At 43.1% G+C, this 16,919-nt stretch carries 17 protein-coding genes, 1 tRNA gene, 1 rRNA gene, 1 other RNA gene and 1 other annotated feature; of the genes, 14 read left to right on the forward strand and 6 right to left on the reverse strand.

Annotated elements, in window-relative coordinates; genetic code table 11:
• The first annotated feature begins 10 nt into the window (after positions 1–10).
• Positions 11–126 (forward strand): 5S ribosomal RNA (rrf, locus tag M3204_RS23110).
• Positions 127–448: 322 nt separating this feature from the next.
• Here rrf and M3204_RS23810 read toward each other — a convergent pair.
• Together M3204_RS23810 and M3204_RS23115 are read right to left on the reverse strand one after the other, a co-directional pair.
• Positions 449–580: a hypothetical protein gene (locus M3204_RS23810; protein ID WP_285857142.1), complete on the reverse strand. Its 132-nt coding sequence runs from the start codon at positions 578–580 to the stop codon at positions 449–451.
• A gap of 116 nt (positions 581–696) precedes the next feature.
• Positions 697–1,650: a YaaC family protein gene (locus tag M3204_RS23115; RefSeq protein ID WP_251488840.1), complete on the reverse strand. Its 954-nt coding sequence runs from the start codon at positions 1,648–1,650 to the stop codon at positions 697–699.
• Positions 1,651–1,761: 111 nt separating this feature from the next.
• Between M3204_RS23115 and guaB the strand changes: the two genes are divergently transcribed.
• From guaB to M3204_RS23145, 6 genes are all read left to right on the forward strand, one after another.
• Complete coding sequence (guaB, locus tag M3204_RS23120; RefSeq protein ID WP_251488844.1) at positions 1,762–3,228, forward strand: IMP dehydrogenase; 1,467 nt, start codon at positions 1,762–1,764, stop codon at positions 3,226–3,228.
• Positions 3,229–3,464: 236 nt separating this feature from the next.
• Positions 3,465–4,769: a serine hydrolase gene (locus tag M3204_RS23125; RefSeq protein WP_251488881.1), complete on the forward strand. Its 1,305-nt coding sequence runs from the start codon at positions 3,465–3,467 to the stop codon at positions 4,767–4,769.
• A 194-nt stretch (positions 4,770–4,963) separates the two neighbouring features.
• Positions 4,964–5,845 (forward strand): pyridoxal 5'-phosphate synthase lyase subunit PdxS, encoded by an 882-nt coding sequence (gene pdxS / locus M3204_RS23130; RefSeq protein WP_207503278.1) that lies wholly within the window; start codon positions 4,964–4,966, stop codon positions 5,843–5,845.
• An 11-nt stretch (positions 5,846–5,856) separates the two neighbouring features.
• Positions 5,857–6,447, forward strand: coding sequence for a pyridoxal 5'-phosphate synthase glutaminase subunit PdxT (gene pdxT / locus M3204_RS23135; protein WP_251488847.1), 591 nt, complete (start codon positions 5,857–5,859; stop codon positions 6,445–6,447).
• Positions 6,448–6,500: 53 nt separating this feature from the next.
• Positions 6,501–6,718: a binding site (T-box leader), on the forward strand.
• A 49-nt stretch (positions 6,719–6,767) separates the two neighbouring features.
• Positions 6,768–8,048 (forward strand): serine--tRNA ligase, encoded by a 1,281-nt coding sequence (gene serS / locus M3204_RS23140; protein WP_251488850.1) that lies wholly within the window; start codon positions 6,768–6,770, stop codon positions 8,046–8,048.
• A gap of 225 nt (positions 8,049–8,273) precedes the next feature.
• Positions 8,274–8,366, forward strand: a tRNA-Ser gene (locus tag M3204_RS23145).
• A 234-nt stretch (positions 8,367–8,600) separates the two neighbouring features.
• Here M3204_RS23145 and M3204_RS23150 read toward each other — a convergent pair.
• The 4 genes from M3204_RS23150 to M3204_RS23165 all read right to left on the reverse strand — a co-directional run bounded on the left by M3204_RS23150 (position 8,601) and on the right by M3204_RS23165 (position 12,059).
• Positions 8,601–9,269 (reverse strand): deoxynucleoside kinase, encoded by a 669-nt coding sequence (locus M3204_RS23150; protein ID WP_251488853.1) that lies wholly within the window; start codon positions 9,267–9,269, stop codon positions 8,601–8,603.
• Positions 9,266–9,907 carry a deoxynucleoside kinase gene (locus tag M3204_RS23155; protein WP_251488856.1) on the reverse strand — a complete coding sequence of 214 codons (642 nt, stop codon included), beginning with the start codon at positions 9,905–9,907 and terminating at the stop codon, positions 9,266–9,268. The genes M3204_RS23150 and M3204_RS23155 overlap by 4 nt, the downstream gene beginning before the upstream one ends.
• A 257-nt stretch (positions 9,908–10,164) precedes the next feature.
• A complete protein-coding gene (locus tag M3204_RS23160; RefSeq protein WP_251488859.1) occupies positions 10,165–11,457 on the reverse strand; it encodes a LysM peptidoglycan-binding domain-containing protein in 1,293 nt (430 codons plus the stop codon).
• Positions 11,458–11,519: 62 nt separating this feature from the next.
• Entirely contained in the window at positions 11,520–12,059 is a 540-nt protein-coding gene (locus tag M3204_RS23165; RefSeq protein WP_251488862.1) for an isochorismatase family cysteine hydrolase, read from the reverse strand.
• A gap of 92 nt (positions 12,060–12,151) precedes the next feature.
• Here M3204_RS23165 and tadA point away from each other — a divergent pair, with 92 nt between their 5' ends.
• The 7 genes from tadA (at position 12,152) to M3204_RS23200 (ending at position 16,560) form a co-directional block, all read left to right on the forward strand.
• A complete protein-coding gene (gene tadA / locus M3204_RS23170) occupies positions 12,152–12,682 on the forward strand; it encodes a tRNA adenosine(34) deaminase TadA (protein WP_251488865.1) in 531 nt (176 codons plus the stop codon).
• A 76-nt stretch (positions 12,683–12,758) separates the two neighbouring features.
• An RNA gene (gene ffs / locus M3204_RS23175) (signal recognition particle sRNA large type) lies at positions 12,759–13,023 on the forward strand.
• Between the two features lie 281 nt (positions 13,024–13,304).
• On the forward strand, positions 13,305–14,987 hold the full coding sequence (gene dnaX / locus M3204_RS23180) for a DNA polymerase III subunit gamma/tau (RefSeq protein WP_251488868.1): 1,683 nt from the start codon (positions 13,305–13,307) through the stop codon (positions 14,985–14,987).
• A 17-nt stretch (positions 14,988–15,004) separates the two neighbouring features.
• Positions 15,005–15,331, forward strand: coding sequence for a YbaB/EbfC family nucleoid-associated protein (locus M3204_RS23185; protein WP_170169213.1), 327 nt, complete (start codon positions 15,005–15,007; stop codon positions 15,329–15,331).
• 15 nt (positions 15,332–15,346) lie between these two features.
• Positions 15,347–15,943, forward strand: coding sequence for a recombination mediator RecR (gene recR, locus M3204_RS23190; protein ID WP_251488871.1), 597 nt, complete (start codon positions 15,347–15,349; stop codon positions 15,941–15,943).
• 57 nt (positions 15,944–16,000) lie between these two features.
• Positions 16,001–16,222 carry a YaaL family protein gene (locus M3204_RS23195; protein WP_251488875.1) on the forward strand — a complete coding sequence of 74 codons (222 nt, stop codon included), beginning with the start codon at positions 16,001–16,003 and terminating at the stop codon, positions 16,220–16,222.
• A gap of 74 nt (positions 16,223–16,296) precedes the next feature.
• A complete protein-coding gene (locus tag M3204_RS23200) occupies positions 16,297–16,560 on the forward strand; it encodes a pro-sigmaK processing inhibitor BofA family protein (RefSeq protein ID WP_251488878.1) in 264 nt (87 codons plus the stop codon).
• Positions 16,561–16,919 lie beyond the last annotated feature (359 nt).

The raw sequence follows: 16,919 nt of genomic DNA on the forward strand, positions 1-16,919 counted from the left end.
AACCAAATAGTCTGGTGGCGATGGCGAGAAGGTCACACCCGTTCCCATACCGAACACGGAAGTTAAGCTTCTCAGCGCCGATGGTAGTTGGGGGTTTCCCCCTGTGAGAGTAGGACGCCGCCGGGCACACGAAAGAACAGCTGCAATGGCTGTTCTTTTTTTTGTGTTTTCTATAATTTTGAATAGGAAAGCGGCACCCTGCTATAAGGAATGAAATTGGATTTATCAATATTATTTTACTGGTTCTATACTGGATTTAACCGGTTTTAAGCACTGTGAAAGAGATTCAAGATTGAGGTTCCGGCTTTATATGTACAAGCTTACTCTTTTATCCATAGTTATGCAGGCTGTAGATACCCTTTCGAACGTTTCAGAATCCTTTCGGAAGCAGAGTATGCCTTTAATAATACAAAACCCCCTGGCATGGTCCCAGGGGGTTATTCTGTATTTAATTTTTCTTTTTCTTATTTGTGCCTAGAGACTGCAATTGATCCATTACCTTCTCGCGTGATTTTTGGTCTCTTAGCAAGTATGCAGTCCCTAAAGCAACTGTTGTCATCATTAGTTTTTTTCTATCCATGTAAATCACTCCTCGTTGGTTTGGTTGGTCTATTATATGAAATTCCCGATTTATGAGGATCTAAACAGTGAATTGGGCAGGACGCCAGTTAGGCAGGCTGTTAACCCTTGATATTATCACTTTTTCATCAGGTATTGGTAAATTAAGTAAGGGCCCTTCTTTACTGTTGATTTTAAAAAAGTCTGAATCAGTGGATAATCTTCATTCGGCATCATTTTAATCAATTCACTCCACCATTCTGTTTCATAGCGGGCGATCATTCCCAGGTTGTATAATAGTAAATAATGCAACAGGAGTTCAGGGAATAAAAACATATCACCTTTATTTAGAGGAAAAGAATAATGGTGCTCCTCCAGATTGTATTTTAACGGAGTTGGTTCGGCTTTCTCTGCTAAATTAGCTGCAAATTTGATTCGCTGCTGTTCTTCCTGCAGAAAAGAAATAGGAATTGACGATTTAGATTGAAAGAATTCCTTAAAGCGATTCTCGGTCATATGGAATTGGTCCAATATAGATTTAGGGAGAGAATATACTGAATCAGTTTCCGTCACTGCCTCAAAGATTTGCTTTCCCTTCAGTTCTGAATAGATGCCAGCCAGCTCTGGAATCTGTTCAAGTAGATCCCCCATTGTTGCTTTTTCGCCTTCCAGTTGTTTCATGTGGAACATTTTCTCAGCCATGAGAGAAAACAATCCATTCTTTTGAAATTTCACCTCATCTTCACTAAAGCTGTATTGCTGCTTCTTCCGTTTTCTAGTCGAGACACCATGAGCAAGAACGGAAGTAGTCTCAGGGTAATCTGGTTCAACTGTCAGGATACAGGCTTTTATTAAATGGACAAGTCCATAAAAAAGCATGATTGGCTGGATGGCCAGTGGTGAATTTTCAGCTTGTTCATAATAAAGTTTCCCGTGTTCGAGATAATACATAAAGGGATAACAGTTTTCAAAGCTTTTCAGGTCGGGCTGATCGAGATTTAGTTTCCGGTAGCATTTCTTCAGATAAGCTTGCGAATATTCTGCTGAAAAAAAGAGTGTATAACTGTTCCATTCTTTATAAGGCAAAGACACATGAAAAACCTCCAAGTTATTTGAAAAATCGGACAAATAACAGACTTCTTGACAGTATTTTAACCAATTGATAACCTACAAATAATATTTTCTTAAAGGGGGTCATTTACAATGTGGGAAAGTAAATTTGTGAAAGAAGGATTAACCTTTGATGATGTGCTATTGGTACCTGCTAAATCTGAGGTACTTCCTAAGGATGTCAGCCTGAAGGTAAGCTTAACTGAAAGTCTAAATTTGAATATCCCAATTATAAGTGCTGGCATGGATACTGTGACAGAGGCTGAATTGGCAATTTCAATTGCAAGACAAGGCGGACTTGGCATCATCCACAAAAATATGTCCATCGAGCAGCAGGCTGAACAAGTCGAAAAGGTTAAGCGGTCAGAGAGCGGAGTAATTACAGACCCCTTCTTTCTGACTCCTGGTCACCAGGTATTTGATGCTGAGCACCTTATGGCTAAATATCGCATTTCTGGTGTGCCAATCGTCAATAATGTGGATGAGCAGAAGCTTGTCGGCATCATCACGAACCGCGATATGCGTTTTATCCAGGATTATTCAATCAAGATTGAAGAAGTCATGACTAAAACTGAATTGGTCACTGCTTCTGTTGGCACTACCTTAGAAGAAGCTGAGAAGATCCTTCAACGCCATAAAATAGAAAAGCTCCCCTTAGTAAATGACCAAGGCGTGTTAAAAGGACTTATAACAATCAAAGATATTGAAAAGGTAATTGAGTTCCCGAACTCATCAAAAGATGCACAGGGCCGTTTGCTTTGCGGAGCTGCCGTTGGTGTCACTGCCGATACGATGAAACGAGTTGAGATGCTCGTGAAGTCACATGTAGATGTCATTGTGGTGGATACTGCCCACGGCCATTCAAAGGGTGTTATTGAAACGGTAAAGCAAATCCGTAACAGTTACCCTGACTTGAATATCATCGCAGGGAACGTCGCTACTGCTGAAGCTACAAAGGATTTGATCGATGCGGGCGCTGACATCGTGAAGGTTGGAATCGGTCCAGGTTCTATTTGTACGACAAGGATTGTTGCCGGTGTAGGCGTTCCACAAATCACTGCTGTTTATGCTTGCGCGACAGAAGCTCGCAAGCACGGAAAAGCGATCATTGCTGATGGTGGCATTAAATACTCTGGTGATATCGTGAAGGCACTTGCAGCCGGCGGACATGCCGTCATGCTAGGAAGCCTGCTTGCAGGAGTATCTGAAAGTCCGGGTGAGACTGAAATCTATCAGGGACGCAGGTTCAAAGTATATCGTGGTATGGGCTCTGTCGGAGCGATGGAAAAGGGCTCTAAAGATCGTTATTTCCAGGAGGACAATAAGAAGTTTGTTCCTGAAGGTATTGAAGGAAGAATTCCTTACAAAGGGCCGCTCGCAGATACAATCTATCAGCTTGTTGGCGGCATCCGATCCGGTATGGGTTACTGCGGAACAGCGAACCTGGAGGAAATGAGGGAAAATGCCCAGTTCGTCAGGATGACTGGAGCGGGGCTGAGAGAAAGCCATCCACATGATGTACAGATTACAAAGGAAGCTCCTAACTATTCTATGTCTTAATAATAAATAGCAAGAGGGGTTTGCCCATAATAGAGACTTTTTACCTGCATCAAGTCAGTTTTTTCCTGATTTTACAATAGACAGAGTGACTATTCTCTGTCTATTTTTTTCGTTTTTTTTGTGTTAAACTTAACGGGTGTGATTTTTCAGGGGTCAAAAAAATGTAAGTTTCATAGATTATTTTAATAAAATTTGGAGGTAAAGTCGTCTTGAATCGTAATCAAAAACAGCTTTCAATGTTCTTCGCAACATTCATATTAGCGATCGCAACCGTGTTTTCTGGATTTACAATGGAAGCAAAAGCAGCGGAGGGCCAGTTAGGCATCGACGCAGAAGCAGCCATGCTGATTGACGCAGAATCTGGAAAAGTATTATACGAGAAAAACTCTGATGTTGTCCTGGGCGTAGCGTCTATGTCCAAAATGATGACGGAGTATATGGTTCTAGAAGCAGTTGATAAGGGAAAGCTTAAGTGGGACCAAAAGGTAAAAATCAATGAGTACGTCCACAAACTATCAGCTGCACCAGGCCTCTCTAACGTAGGTCTTACTCAAGGTGAAGATTATACAGTACAAGAATTATATGAAGCTATGGCAATCCATTCAGGAAACGCAGCAACCGTTGCGCTTGCAGAAGTTCTTTCCGGAACGGAACAGAACCATGTTGAGAAGATGAATAAAAAAGCTGCTGAACTCGGGCTTAAGGATTACAAATTCGTCAACTCATCTGGACTGAACAACGTAGATTTGCTTGGAAAACATCCTGCAGGAAATCCAGATGAAGAAAATGTTATGTCTGCTCGTTCAATGGCGAAGCTTGCTTACCGGTTACTTAATGATTATCCAGAAGTGTTAGATACAGCTAAAAAGCCTTCTTTAAAATTCAAGGATGGAAGAGAGTATAAAAACTTTAACTGGATGCTTCCAGGCCTTATATACCAATATGAAGGTGTAGATGGTTTGAAGACTGGGTCTACTGACTTCGCAGGTTATGGTTTTACTGCTACAGCTATGAAAAATGGCCAAAGATATATTTCTGTGGTCATGAAGGCAGATTCAAAGGATAGCCGTTTTTCAGAAACTCGCAAAATCCTTGATTATGCTTTCAATAATTTCACAAAAGAAGAACTTGTAAAAAAGAATTATCAGGTTAAAGGAAAGAAAACTCTTCCTGTAACAAAAGGCAAGGAAGACAGTGTTAAAATCCAATCTAAAGATCCAATTACAATGGCTGTGAAAAACGGCGAAAAGGATCAATATGAGCCGGTGCTTGTGTTGGATAAAAAGAAGCTGAATAAAAATGGCGAATTGACTGCCCCTATTAAAAAGGGAGAACAGGTCGGCTATATGACTGTTAAGTCCAAAAATGATGATAAAATCAGCTTCCTGACAGAAGACGGCCAAAAACAGATTCAGGTACCTGTCGTTGCAGCGGAAAACGTTGAAAAGGCAAACTGGTTCGTGCTGATGATGCGCGGTATCGGCGGCTTCTTCGGAGACCTGTTTGGCGGAGTGGCAGATACAGTTAAAGGCTTCTTTTAATTCGGAAGATATATTAGCATACAATTGCTTTGGAGTATGCGAAACTATAATGATAAATTGGTTTCCTGTATTGACAGGAAACCTTTTTTATTGTTATTTTCAGTATGGATAACTGTTATTCCGACTGAAAAAGTCAACTTTCCAGTTATTGCAAGTCATACATATCCTTTTAAAAGGAATAAGGGGGAAAAAGAATGAAGACAGGTACTGATCGAGTTAAACGTGGTATGGCAGAAATGCAAAAGGGCGGCGTCATTATGGACGTAGTCAATGCAGAGCAGGCAAAGATTGCTGAAGAAGCTGGCGCTGTTGCCGTAATGGCACTAGAGCGAGTTCCTTCGGATATTCGTGCGGCTGGCGGCGTAGCAAGAATGGCAGATCCACGTATCGTTGAAGAAGTAATGGGTGCTGTCACAATTCCCGTAATGGCAAAAGCAAGGATTGGCCACATTGTAGAAGCGCGTGTGCTTGAAGCGATGGGCGTTGATTATATCGATGAGAGTGAAGTTTTGACTCCAGCAGATGAAGAATTCCATTTAAATAAAAGAGATTATACAGTACCTTTCGTTTGCGGATGCCGCGACCTGGGCGAAGCAGCAAGAAGGATTGGCGAAGGTGCTTCTATGCTTCGCACAAAGGGTGAGCCAGGTACAGGAAATATCGTTGAGGCTGTGCGTCACATCCGCAAGGTGAACGCACAGGTGCGCAAGGTTGTCGCAATGGACCTTGATGAGTTAATGACAGAAGCAAAGCTTCTAGGCGCTCCATATGAGCTTCTTTTAGAGATCAAGCAACTGGGACGCCTTCCAGTCGTAAACTTCGCAGCAGGCGGCGTAGCAACACCTGCAGATGCTGCATTGATGATGCAGTTAGGTGCTGATGGAGTATTTGTGGGATCAGGTATTTTTAAATCTGAAAACCCTGCAAAGTTTGCAAAGGCAATTGTTGAAGCGACAACTCATTATCAGGATTATGAATTGATTGCGAACATTTCCAAAAACCTTGGGACACCTCTTAAAGGAATTGAAATTTCAACATTGAATCCTGAAAACCGCATGCAAGACCGCGGCTGGTAAGGAGATAGGCTATGTTGAAAATTGGAGTACTTGGCCTTCAGGGGGCGGTACGTGAGCATATATGGGCCATCGAAGCATCCGGTGCAGAGGGTGTTATCATCAAACGCCCTGAACAGCTGGAAGAAATGGACGGCCTTATTATTCCTGGCGGAGAAAGCACAGCAATCCGCCGCTTAATTGATAAATATGGGTTTATGAAAGAGCTGAAAAAGTTCGCTGCCGACGGCAAGCCGATGTTCGGTACATGTGCGGGCCTCATTCTATTAGCTAAAAATCTAGTTGGCTATGAGGCACCTCATATAGGGGTCATGGATGTAAAGGTAGAAAGAAATTCATTTGGCCGCCAGCGTGAAAGCTTTGAAGCGGATATCGATATTGCCGGAATTGCAAATGAGTTTTCTGCAGTATTCATCCGTGCACCTCATATCGTCGAAGCTGGTGAGAATGTTGAAGTGCTGGCAAAGCATAATGGCCGGATTGTCGCCGCAAGAGAAGGTCAGTTTTTAGGATGTTCCTTCCATCCCGAATTGACGGATGATTACAGACTGATGAATTATTTTGTAAAGATGGTTGAAGAGGCTAAAAGTAAAAACTTTGCATAAACCGCTTGCATGCTGAGCATAATTGTAGTAAATTATGTATTAAAATTTGATACTTAAAAGCAATGAGAGGGAATAGTAACTTGTTTTCATTCTTAAGAGAGCTGGTGGTTGGTGAGAACCGGTGTCTGGAACAAATGAATCCGCCCTCGAGCAGAGTATGGAACGCCGTATTGGCCAGTAAATACTTTCGGTAGAAACCGTTATTTTATGAGTGGAGAGCATTTTTTGCTTTCAACTAGGGTGGCAACGCGGGTTAACTCTCGTCCCTTTCCGGGGACGGGAGTTTTTTTATTTTTTTAACTAAAAGGGAGGAATTGGCTATGTTAGATGTAAAGTATTTAAGGGCGAATTTTGAAGACGTAAAACAAAAGCTGCAGTACCGAGGCGAAGACTTAACAGATTTCGGCAAGTTTGAAGATCTGGATGTGAAACGCAGGGAGCTGATACTCGAGGCAGAACAGTTAAAGAGCAGGAGAAATGAGGTATCACAACAGGTTGCGCAATTAAAGCGAGAAAAACAGGATGCTGATCAACTGATTGCTGAAATGCGCGAAGTTGGCGACAAGATCAAGGTATTGGATGATCAATTGCGTGAGGTTGAGGAAGAATTGGAAAACCTGATGCTCAGCATCCCGAACATCCCTCATGAAAGTGTTCCGATTGGCGAGACAGAGGATGATAATGTTGAGGTTCGCACTTGGGGAGAAATCCGCAATTTCGAATTTGAGGCAAAGCCGCACTGGGAAGTTGCAGAGCATCTGCGAATCCTTGATTTCGAACGCGCAGGAAAAGTTACCGGAAGCCGTTTTGTATTTTACAAAGGGCTGGGAGCACGCTTGGAACGCGCCTTGATTAGCTTTATGCTAGACTTGCATGTGGATGAGCATGGCTACAAGGAAGTACTTCCTCCATACATGGTCAACCGCGCCAGCATGACTGGAACTGGACAGCTTCCTAAATTCGAAGAGGATGCATTCAGAATTGAGAGCGAGGATTATTTCTTGATTCCGACTGCTGAAGTTCCTGTAACGAATATGCACCGCGATGAAATCATCAGCGCGGAAGAACTGCCAATCAGCTATGCTGCATACAGTGCTTGCTTCCGTTCTGAAGCAGGTTCTGCAGGACGCGATACCCGTGGCTTGATCCGCCAGCATCAGTTCAACAAAGTAGAGTTAGTAAAGTTCGTTAGGCCGGAAGATTCTTATGAGGAGCTTGAAAAACTGACAGGTCATGCTGAAAAAGTACTTCAGCTGCTTGGACTACCGTATCGTGTGCTAAGCATGTGCTCTGCGGACCTAGGCTTTACTGCAGCAAAGAAGTACGATATCGAAGTTTGGATTCCGAGTTATGGAACATACCGAGAGATTTCTTCTTGCAGTAACTTTGAAGGATTCCAGGCACGCCGAGCCAATATCCGTTTCCGCCGCGAGCCAAAGGCTAAGCCAGAGCATGTACATACACTGAACGGTTCTGGGCTTGCTATTGGAAGAACAGTTGCAGCAATCCTCGAGAATTACCAGCAGGCTGACGGCAGTGTTATTATTCCAGAAGTATTGCGTCCATACATGCGCAACCGTGAAGTCATCAATCCGGAATAACTTAAGCTATTTTAATAAGATTGCTGTCTAGCTCCAGCGCCTAGCCAGTTTTCATCCTAAAGTATCTTGCGAGAAGCGTTAGCTTTGAGCAGCTCGAGTCGCTTGTCAGGGCTGACTAAGGCCCTTTCGCTTTTCTTGATCTCGGGCAAGAATTATTCTTGCCCGAAAAAAATCAAAAGATGTGTTGACTCAGTTTAAAATACATGATATTATATATCTTGTCTCGGAGGTATACCCAAGTCCGGCTGAAGGGATCGGTCTTGAAAACCGACAGGCGGGTAACACCGCGCGGGGGTTCGAATCCCTCTACCTCCTCCATTAATTTTTCAATTAATGCATTAACGCATAAAACAATTTGGAGATTGTGTAGAAAAACCCATTACTATGTAATGGGTTTTTTTATGTTCTCTTTTTCCTTATTAGAGTTGATAATATACTTTATGTGCCCTTTTGAGGGCTAGCCGCACAATTTGGTCTTATAGACTCGTTGAATGCAGATATATGAGCGTTCTATGCCAATAGAGAGCAATAAAAAACCGCCTGATCGGCGGTTTATTTTTTCAATAATTGTGTTTGTCTGATGTGAGTCGCGATTTTCTCGACGATGGGTTCGATTGATTCCGGGTTGTTGAATAGGTCATAATCGTTGATATTCAAACGCAGGACAGGGCAAGCGTTAAAGTTATTAATCCAGTTTTCGTATCGTCCATGCATTTCTTCCCAATATGAAATTGGTGTTTGCTGTTCCATCGGACGGCCTCTTAACTTGATGCGTTCGAGGATATCGTCAATGGATCCTTCCAGATAGATCAACAGGTCAGGATGCGGGAAGTATGGAGTCATGACCATCGCGTCAAAAAGGCTCTTGTATGTTTCATAATCCACTGGTGACATTGTGCCTTTTTCGTGATGCATTTTCGCAAAAATGCCAGTGTCTTCATAAATGGAACGGTCCTGGATAAAACCGCCGCCGTATTCAAAAATCCTTTTTTGCTCCTTGAAACGTTCAGCAAGGAAATAGATTTGCAAATGGAAGCTCCAACGCTCGAAATCCGCATAAAACTTATCGAGGTAAGGGTTGGTATCCACCTTTTCAAAGGATGTACGGAACCTGAGGGCATCCGCCAGGGCATTTGTCATGGTGGATTTGCCGACTCCTACTGTACCGGCAATCGTGATGACCGCATTGGCTGGGATGTCATATTTTGTTCTTAGATTCATGGTTGTACGCTCCTTTTTCTTAATGATGCGTTTAACTGGTCAATGATCAGCTGCATGTCCGCTTCGTTTTTGACGAAATCGAGGTCATCTCCGCTGAAACGAAGGACAGGGATTTCCGGATGATCTTGCTCGAACTGAAGCATAGCCTGCTCATAATCAAGAGATAATTGCTCTAAGTATAAAGGGCTGATATTCTTTTCAACTTCGCGGCCGCGCATCTTGATTCGCTTTAGCAACGTATCAAGGCTTGCATTCAAATAAATGATGACATTGGGCTTAGGCATATCTTTTGTCAGGATTCGATAAATATCTAGGTATTTATTGTATTCCTGGTCATTGAGAGTACGCTGTGCAAAAATAAGGTTTTTCATTATATGGTAATCAGCAACGACTGGCTTGTTTTTGCTGATATAGTGTTCATTAATATCTCCAAGCTGTTTATATCGATTGCAGAGGAAAAACATCTCTGTCTGGAAGCTCCATTCTTCGATATTATCGTAAAATTTCCCCAAAAATGGATTTTCATCGACAATTTCCTTCAAAAGAGCAAATTGAAATCGCTCAGAAATGGCACGGGCCAGTGATGTTTTCCCAATGCCGATTGGTCCTTCAACCGTTATAAAAGGTGTACCTTCCACAACATGTCCTCCCTCTCCGTTGTAACTGTATCTAGTTTACATTTCTGTCATATAAATAGCGCAAAATCCATTTTATCACACCACAGCATATAATGGATACGGTATATTCAGAGGCAATTTTAGCAAAAAAAGAAGACAGCCGCATGAATACTGCGCCTGTCTAATATTATCGAATTCTGTAAAATTTTTTTGGGCTTATTTTTTCCTTGAAATTCAGCTGATTACATATTACCTAGTTGAATATAAGGATTTACTTCTTATCCTTGAGGCCTTTTGACTACGTTGAAATTTTCCTGGATCAGCAGCCAATTTTGCGGGAAGGAGAGCCCGAGCTTCCAATAGCTCATTCCTCTTAATTTTAACTCTTTGATCAAGTCGAATTTTGCCTGGATGGAACGGGCGTCTTCAAACCAGACTTCATGCTGCTTCCCGTCTGCTGCTGTATATTTGAATGTTGGTGCCTGTGACCTTGTATTATACTGTATTGCTACATTGTTTTCCGCTGCCAGCTGGATGGCCTGTTGTGGGCTGACAGCCCGGGCAATAGATCCTTGCACAAATGGAAGGGTCCAATCATAACCGTAAAGATTCTGGCCCATCATGATCTTTCCTGGCGGAATTTCGGTAATCGCATACTCAAGTACCTGGCGGACAGGGCCGATAGGTGAAACTGCCTGGGCCGGACCGCCGCTGTAGCCCCATTCGTAAGTCATGATGACAACAAAGTCGACAATCTCGCCATGGGCTTTATAATCATGGGCTGTATACCATGCGCCTGTCTGTGCTGCGCTTGTTTTAGGCGCAAGGGCTGTTGAAATCAGCCAGCCTTCCTGCTTGAATCGATCCCGTGCTTTTCTTAGGAATCGGTTGTATGCTTCCCTGTCTGCAGGCCGCAAAAATTCAAAATCAAAATGAATATCACGGAATCCGTATTTTTTTGCTGTCGTAACGATATTATTTAGAAACTTATCTTGGACTGCAATGTCATTGAGCAGAATCCGTCCAAGTTCGTCGCTGAACTGGTCATTCTCCTGGTTGGTAATGACCATCATCAGTGTATTGTTGTTTGCTTGGGCGATGGCAGGGAAATTGTTCAATAGCGGTTCTTTCAGCGAGCCGTCACGGAGTGCCTGGAAACTGAATGGTGCAAGATACGTCAAATAGGGTGCGGCATCCCTGGCTGCTGTTTCTAGTGCTGGTGCGACTGTGTTTCCTCGCGGTTCTACATATGCGTTGAATTCAGCCCTTGTCTTTGGGCGTGGCGGAATATAAAGCCGGAAGCCAACTGACAGCGGCTGGTTGACTGTTATTCCGTTAATCCTCGCGAGTTCCTGAACGGAAATACCAAATCGTCTCGATATTGACCAAAGGCTGTCACCGGGCTGGACAAAGTAAAAGCTCCCAACAATCGGGATGACCATTGCCTGGCCAACAACGAGGTTATTTGGATTAGGAAGTTCATTTGCTTCTGTTATATCGGCAACAGATGACCCGTAAATTTGGGCAATCTGCGTCAAGGTCTGGTTTGGCTGGACTACATGTATTTGCATCTTCTTCCCCCCCTGGAATTTTAGCGCTACAACCATTGTATGAAGGAAGAAAAAGCAGTATGTTATAAACCAAGCTCAACAGAAGGCTTTGTTTCTGCAGACAAGACATTGTTCATCATCGTCAGGGCATATATATTGTCTTGATCATTATTGGAGGCGATACAGTCTTCTGGTATGATCAAGTCGTATTCGCGCATATAAGCATCGTTCGCCGTGAAGAGAACGCAAATATTCCCGGCGATTCCAGTAAGGACAAGAGTATCGACCTGTAATTGCTGGAGCAGGGTGTGCAGCGCTGTTCCATAAAAAGCAGAGTGCTTAGGTTTAATCAAAAAATAGTCCTTGTTTTTTTCAGGAGCAATCTTGATTATGATTTCCTCGCTTTTTTCATTAGAGCAATAATCCATTATTTTTTCGAAATCAGCCTGCCATAGATTATAATGGTCATTAATGTAGATAACAGGCATATCTTTTTCGTTAAACTTTTTTTTCAACGATAAAATCGGGTCAATGATTTTCATTGTGTTTTTTGCAAGGGATTCCCCTGCATCAAAGTTAAAATCGTTGATCATGTCTATAATTAAAAGTGCAGTCTTAGTCATATAGGTCCTCTCCTTTGCTATATTTTTAGACCGGGGGAAGAATCTTAAACCATATGGAAACAAAACACCTATTATATTAGCCGGAGGGAAAGATGGAAGCTCAACTTACTCCAGATGAACTTTATATGCTTGAAGCAATCGAAGAGGCGAAAAAAGCTGGCCAAATCGATGAGGTTCCGATCGGAGCTGTGATTGTTCTTGAAGAAAAAATAATAGCTCGTGCCCATAACCTAAGGGAAACAAGGCAAAGCTCGATTGCCCATGCAGAAGTGCTGGCAATTGATGAAGCCTGCCGCAAGCTCGGAACATGGAGGCTGGAGGATGCGATCCTATACGTAACACTTGAACCTTGTCCGATGTGCGCGGGAGCGATCATGTTGTCGCGGGTGAAAAAAGTAGTGTATGGAGCAAAGGATCCGAAGGGCGGGTGTGCAGGAACGTTCATGAACATCCTGCAGGACGAGCGCTTTAACCATCAGAGTGAAGTGGTAACAGGCATTTTGGAACAGCAATGTGGAGCGCTGTTGTCCGATTTCTTCAGGAATCTGCGGGAGAAAAAGAAATTGAAAAAGAAACAGGCGAAAGAAGGGCTGGAACAGCATACAGGAATTGACAGCCAATAAACATTGATTTTTACAGCCGGAGTTAGTATACTATGTATGTGTCCTTGAGACACACTTAAATAAGGTTTCAATTTTGCCGTGCTAGTCGGGGAGGTAGCGGTGCCCTGTACCCGCAATCCGCTCTAGCGGGGATGAATCCCTTCCTTAGGCTGTTTTACTGTAGGGTCTGCCTTAAGTAAGTGGTGTTGACGCCCGGGTCCTGCGCAATGGGAATCCATGAACCATGTCAGGTCCGGAAGGAAGCAGCATTAAGTGGACGCTCCCATGTGCCGCAGGGTTGCCTGGGCCGAGCTAACTGCTTAAGTAACGCTTATGGTATTCAGTCGACGGAAGGTGCACGGCAGTTAAATATTATACATTCAACTCATCTCTTTAACGGGGATGAGTTTTTTGTTTTTCATCATATTAAAATTTGTATGATTTCAACTTCGAGAAATGCCCAGCTCCAGTGCCTAACCCCTCGAGTCGATTCGGTCCGGCTTCACTGGTCAGCCCTCCAGCGCTTGTCGGGGCTGACCAAGGCGCTTGCGCTTTTCTAATAAACTTTCCTTTTCTAAAAGTGTAAATGTAAAAAAAATTGCGTTATAATAGGAAAGATAATATAACGAAGGGAGCGGTGTCATTGGCCTACCAAGCTTTATATCGTGTCTGGCGTCCACAGCAATTCATTGATGTGGTCGGGCAGGAACACGTCACAACGACACTGCAAAATGCTCTGCTTCAACAAAAAATATCACATGCCTATCTTTTTTCCGGCCCGAGGGGGACGGGAAAGACGAGTGCTGCAAAAATTTTGGCCAAAGCGGTTAACTGTGAAAAAGCTCCGACAACCGAGCCTTGTAATGAATGTGATTCGTGCCGGGGGATTACGGATGGATCGATCCCCGATGTGATAGAAATCGATGCTGCTTCAAATAATGGCGTTGAGGAAATCCGGGATATTCGTGACAAGGTAAAATATGCGCCAAACGTCGTGAAGTACAAAGTATACATCATCGACGAAGTGCATATGCTTTCCATCGGAGCGTTCAACGCGTTGCTCAAAACTCTTGAGGAGCCTCCGAAGCATGTCATTTTTATCCTCGCTACAACTGAGCCTCATAAAATTCCGTTAACAATCATTTCACGATGCCAGCGATTTGATTTTAAAAGGATCACTGCTCAGGCAATCGTTGGCAGGATGAGGCAAATTGTTGGGGAAACCGGAGTGGATTGCGATGAAAAGGCCCTGCAGATTATTGCGAGGGCAGCAGAAGGCGGGATGAGGGATGCCTTAAGCCTTCTTGACCAGGCTATATCATTCAGTCAGGACAGGGTAACTCTTGAGGATGCCTTAACAGTAACCGGGACGGTTTCGCAAAATTTCCTTAATCAGCTTGCTAGGGCGATTCATGAAACAAATGCTGCAGCCGGTCTGGAAGCTTTGGATGAATTGCTTTTACAAGGAAAAGACCCTGCAAGGTTCATTGAAGACCTTATTTTCTTCTACCGTGACATGCTTCTTTATAAGGCCGCGCCGGCTCTCGAAGAATCTATGGAACGGGTTATGCTTGATGAAGAATTTCAGGAAATGGCCAATAAAATCAATTCGGCACAAATTTATGAGTTGATCGAAGTCCTGAATAAAGCGCAGCAAGAAATGCGATGGACAAACCATCCGCGTATATTCCTTGAGGTCGCAATCGTCAAGTTATGCCAGCTTGAAAATAAAGCGCCAACAAGCAGTGTCGAGATAGAACCTTTGTTGAAAAGAATTGAGCAGCTCGAGGAAAAGCTGGCACAGTACCAGCAAAATCCAGGTATTGCTGCAGGTGAACCAGCAGCTGCAGCGAAAAAAGCGCCGCGCACTAATCGTAAAGGTTTCCAGGCACCAGCCGGAAAAATCAACGAAGTGTTGAAGAATGCCACAAAAGCGAATCTTCATACAATCAAGGGGCGCTGGGGAGATTTATTGGAAATGCTTGCAGCGAAGCAAATGCGTTCCCAGGCTGCATTGCTGAATGAAGCTGAGCCAGTTGCTGCGTCTGATGATGCAGTAGTGATAAAATTCAAATATGAAATTCACTGTCAGATGGCAATGGAAAACACCAGGTTCATTGAAACCGTCAGCGGCGCCATGTATGAATACACAGGCAAAAGGCTGCAGGTAATTGGTGTGCCGGAAGACCAGTGGCTTAAAATAAGGGAAAGTTTTATCAGCCAAAGAGGCGAAGGGGCTGCAGAGGGGCAAACTGCCACCGAAGACCCACTGATTGCCGAGGCTAAGAAATTATTTGGTGAAGATTTAATACAAATACAAGACTAGTATTGGAGGACGTTAACATGATGCGTGGAATGGGTAATATGCAAAATATGATGAAGCAAATGCAAAAAATGCAAAAGAAAATGGAAGAAGCACAAGTTCAATTAGGAGAAGAGAAAATCGAGGGTACAGCTGGCGGCGGGATGGTCACTGTCATCGTAACTGGCCATAAGGAAATCGTAGATGTGCAAATCAAGCCGGAAGTCGTTGATCCTGATGATGTTGAAATGCTTCAGGACCTTGTGCTTGCTGCAACGAACGATGCTTTGAAAAAAGCAGAAGAACTTTCAAACAAGACAATGGGACAATTCACAAAAGGGATGAACCTTCCTGGGGGAATGTTCTAGGAGGAATATAACAGAATGCATTATCCTGAACCAATATCAAAGCTGATTGACAGCTTTATGAAATTGCCAGGTATCGGCCCGAAAACGGCTGCTCGTCTGGCTTTTTTCGTCTTAAGCATGAAGGAAGAAACTGTTTTGGATTTCGCAAAAGCCCTGGTGAATGCAAAAAGGAACCTAACGTATTGTTCTGTTTGCGGTCATATTACCGATCAGGACCCCTGTTATATTTGTGAAGACCAGCGCCGTGATCGCAGTCTGATCTGTGTCGTCCAGGATCCTAAAGATGTAATCGCCATGGAAAAAATGAAGGAGTTCAGTGGATTGTACCATGTACTTCACGGGGCGATTTCACCGATGGATGGGATAGGCCCTGAGGACATCAACATACCTGACCTTTTAAAAAGGCTCCAGGATGAAACGGTCCAAGAAGTCATCCTTGCAACCAACCCGAACATTGAGGGCGAAGCGACAGCGATGTATATCTCAAGGTTATTGAAACCGTCAGGTATTAAGATCACCCGGATCGCGCACGGATTGCCAGTCGGCGGAGACCTTGAATATGCAGATGAGGTCACCCTTTCAAAAGCATTAGAAGGACGTCGGGAAGTATAACCTCAATGTTGAAAAACAAAACATGCCTATGCTGATAAACGCAACTGGAGGAAAGTCATGTTGTTTCGTAAAAAGAAATGGCTTAGAAAAGAATTCGACCACAAATTATTAGAACAGCTGACCACCATGAAAACACACTGGAATAATCAAAAGCTATTGGTTGAAAGAAGCTTCGATCCATCAGAAGAGTTTATCACCGAAGCAAAGATTGCCGAAGCAAAATACTTCTTTCTTTTTAAAGAAGCAAAGCACAGGAAAATTACGATTAAAAAGAAGTAACAGAATTTTAAGGTCTTATTTCAATAACTTGTACATAAAAATTAGTACAAGACATTGAAGTAAGGGGGAAGAGTATGGATCCTGTAGTTGTCATATCGATCCTTGGCGGATTGATCTTTCTGCTTCTGGTTATAGGTGCGCCGACAAAGCCGCTCCGATTTATCGGACAAGGGGCTGTGAAGATCTTAATCGGAGCCATCTTTTTATTTTTTCTTAATGCATTCGGGACCAGCTTCGGAGTGTATGTGCCAATCAACATCGCAACTGCTGCAGTCTCTGGTTTGTTAGGGATACCAGGCGTGTTCGCATTGGTTGCAATTCAAACGTGGGTTCTATAATGAAAAAACGCCACTTGGAGCAAAGTGGCGTTTTTTGTTATGGTTGAAAAACTAATATAAAGATTATCTTTGGAAAAAGAAGTTTTTAATTAAAAGTTATTGACCTGATATGCAGTACTTGTTATTAGATAAAACGTTGCTGTTCAACAGCAGTTAACAACTTTTTAAAAAAGATGTTGACGAAAGAATAACAGCATGATATATTATTTAAGTCGCCTACGAGCGGCATTGAAAATTGCTCTTTGAAAACTAAACAAACAAGCGTCAACAAACAATAAATGATCATGGCTTCTATTATAGAAGATCATGAGCCAACGTTTTAACTTATGAGCTAACTCATAACTCTTTATTGGAGAGTT

The organism is Mesobacillus subterraneus, assembly GCF_023715485.1.
GTDB classification, from domain to species: domain Bacteria; phylum Bacillota; class Bacilli; order Bacillales; family Cytobacillaceae; genus Mesobacillus; species Mesobacillus subterraneus_B.

What these genes read in the sequence shown, in the direction of transcription:
- M3204_RS23810 (WP_285857142.1), bottom strand. Translation starts at nt 580, where the DNA reads ATGGATAGAAAAAAACTAATGATGACAACAGTTGCTTTAGGGACTGCA.
- recR (WP_251488871.1), top strand. Translation starts at nt 15,347, where the DNA reads ATGCATTATCCTGAACCAATATCAAAGCTGATTGACAGCTTTATGAAA.
- M3204_RS23200 (WP_251488878.1), top strand. Translation starts at nt 16,297, where the DNA reads ATGGATCCTGTAGTTGTCATATCGATCCTTGGCGGATTGATCTTTCTG.
- serS (WP_251488850.1), top strand. Translation starts at nt 6,768, where the DNA reads ATGTTAGATGTAAAGTATTTAAGGGCGAATTTTGAAGACGTAAAACAA.
- M3204_RS23150 (WP_251488853.1), bottom strand. Translation starts at nt 9,269, where the DNA reads ATGAATCTAAGAACAAAATATGACATCCCAGCCAATGCGGTCATCACG.
- pdxS (WP_207503278.1), top strand. Translation starts at nt 4,964, where the DNA reads ATGAAGACAGGTACTGATCGAGTTAAACGTGGTATGGCAGAAATGCAA.
- guaB (WP_251488844.1), top strand. Translation starts at nt 1,762, where the DNA reads ATGTGGGAAAGTAAATTTGTGAAAGAAGGATTAACCTTTGATGATGTG.
- M3204_RS23165 (WP_251488862.1), bottom strand. Translation starts at nt 12,059, where the DNA reads ATGACTAAGACTGCACTTTTAATTATAGACATGATCAACGATTTTAAC.
- M3204_RS23125 (WP_251488881.1), top strand. Translation starts at nt 3,465, where the DNA reads ATGTTCTTCGCAACATTCATATTAGCGATCGCAACCGTGTTTTCTGGA.
- tadA (WP_251488865.1), top strand. Translation starts at nt 12,152, where the DNA reads ATGGAAGCTCAACTTACTCCAGATGAACTTTATATGCTTGAAGCAATC.
- M3204_RS23185 (WP_170169213.1), top strand. Translation starts at nt 15,005, where the DNA reads ATGATGCGTGGAATGGGTAATATGCAAAATATGATGAAGCAAATGCAA.
- M3204_RS23160 (WP_251488859.1), bottom strand. Translation starts at nt 11,457, where the DNA reads ATGCAAATACATGTAGTCCAGCCAAACCAGACCTTGACGCAGATTGCC.
- M3204_RS23195 (WP_251488875.1), top strand. Translation starts at nt 16,001, where the DNA reads ATGTTGTTTCGTAAAAAGAAATGGCTTAGAAAAGAATTCGACCACAAA.
- pdxT (WP_251488847.1), top strand. Translation starts at nt 5,857, where the DNA reads ATGTTGAAAATTGGAGTACTTGGCCTTCAGGGGGCGGTACGTGAGCAT.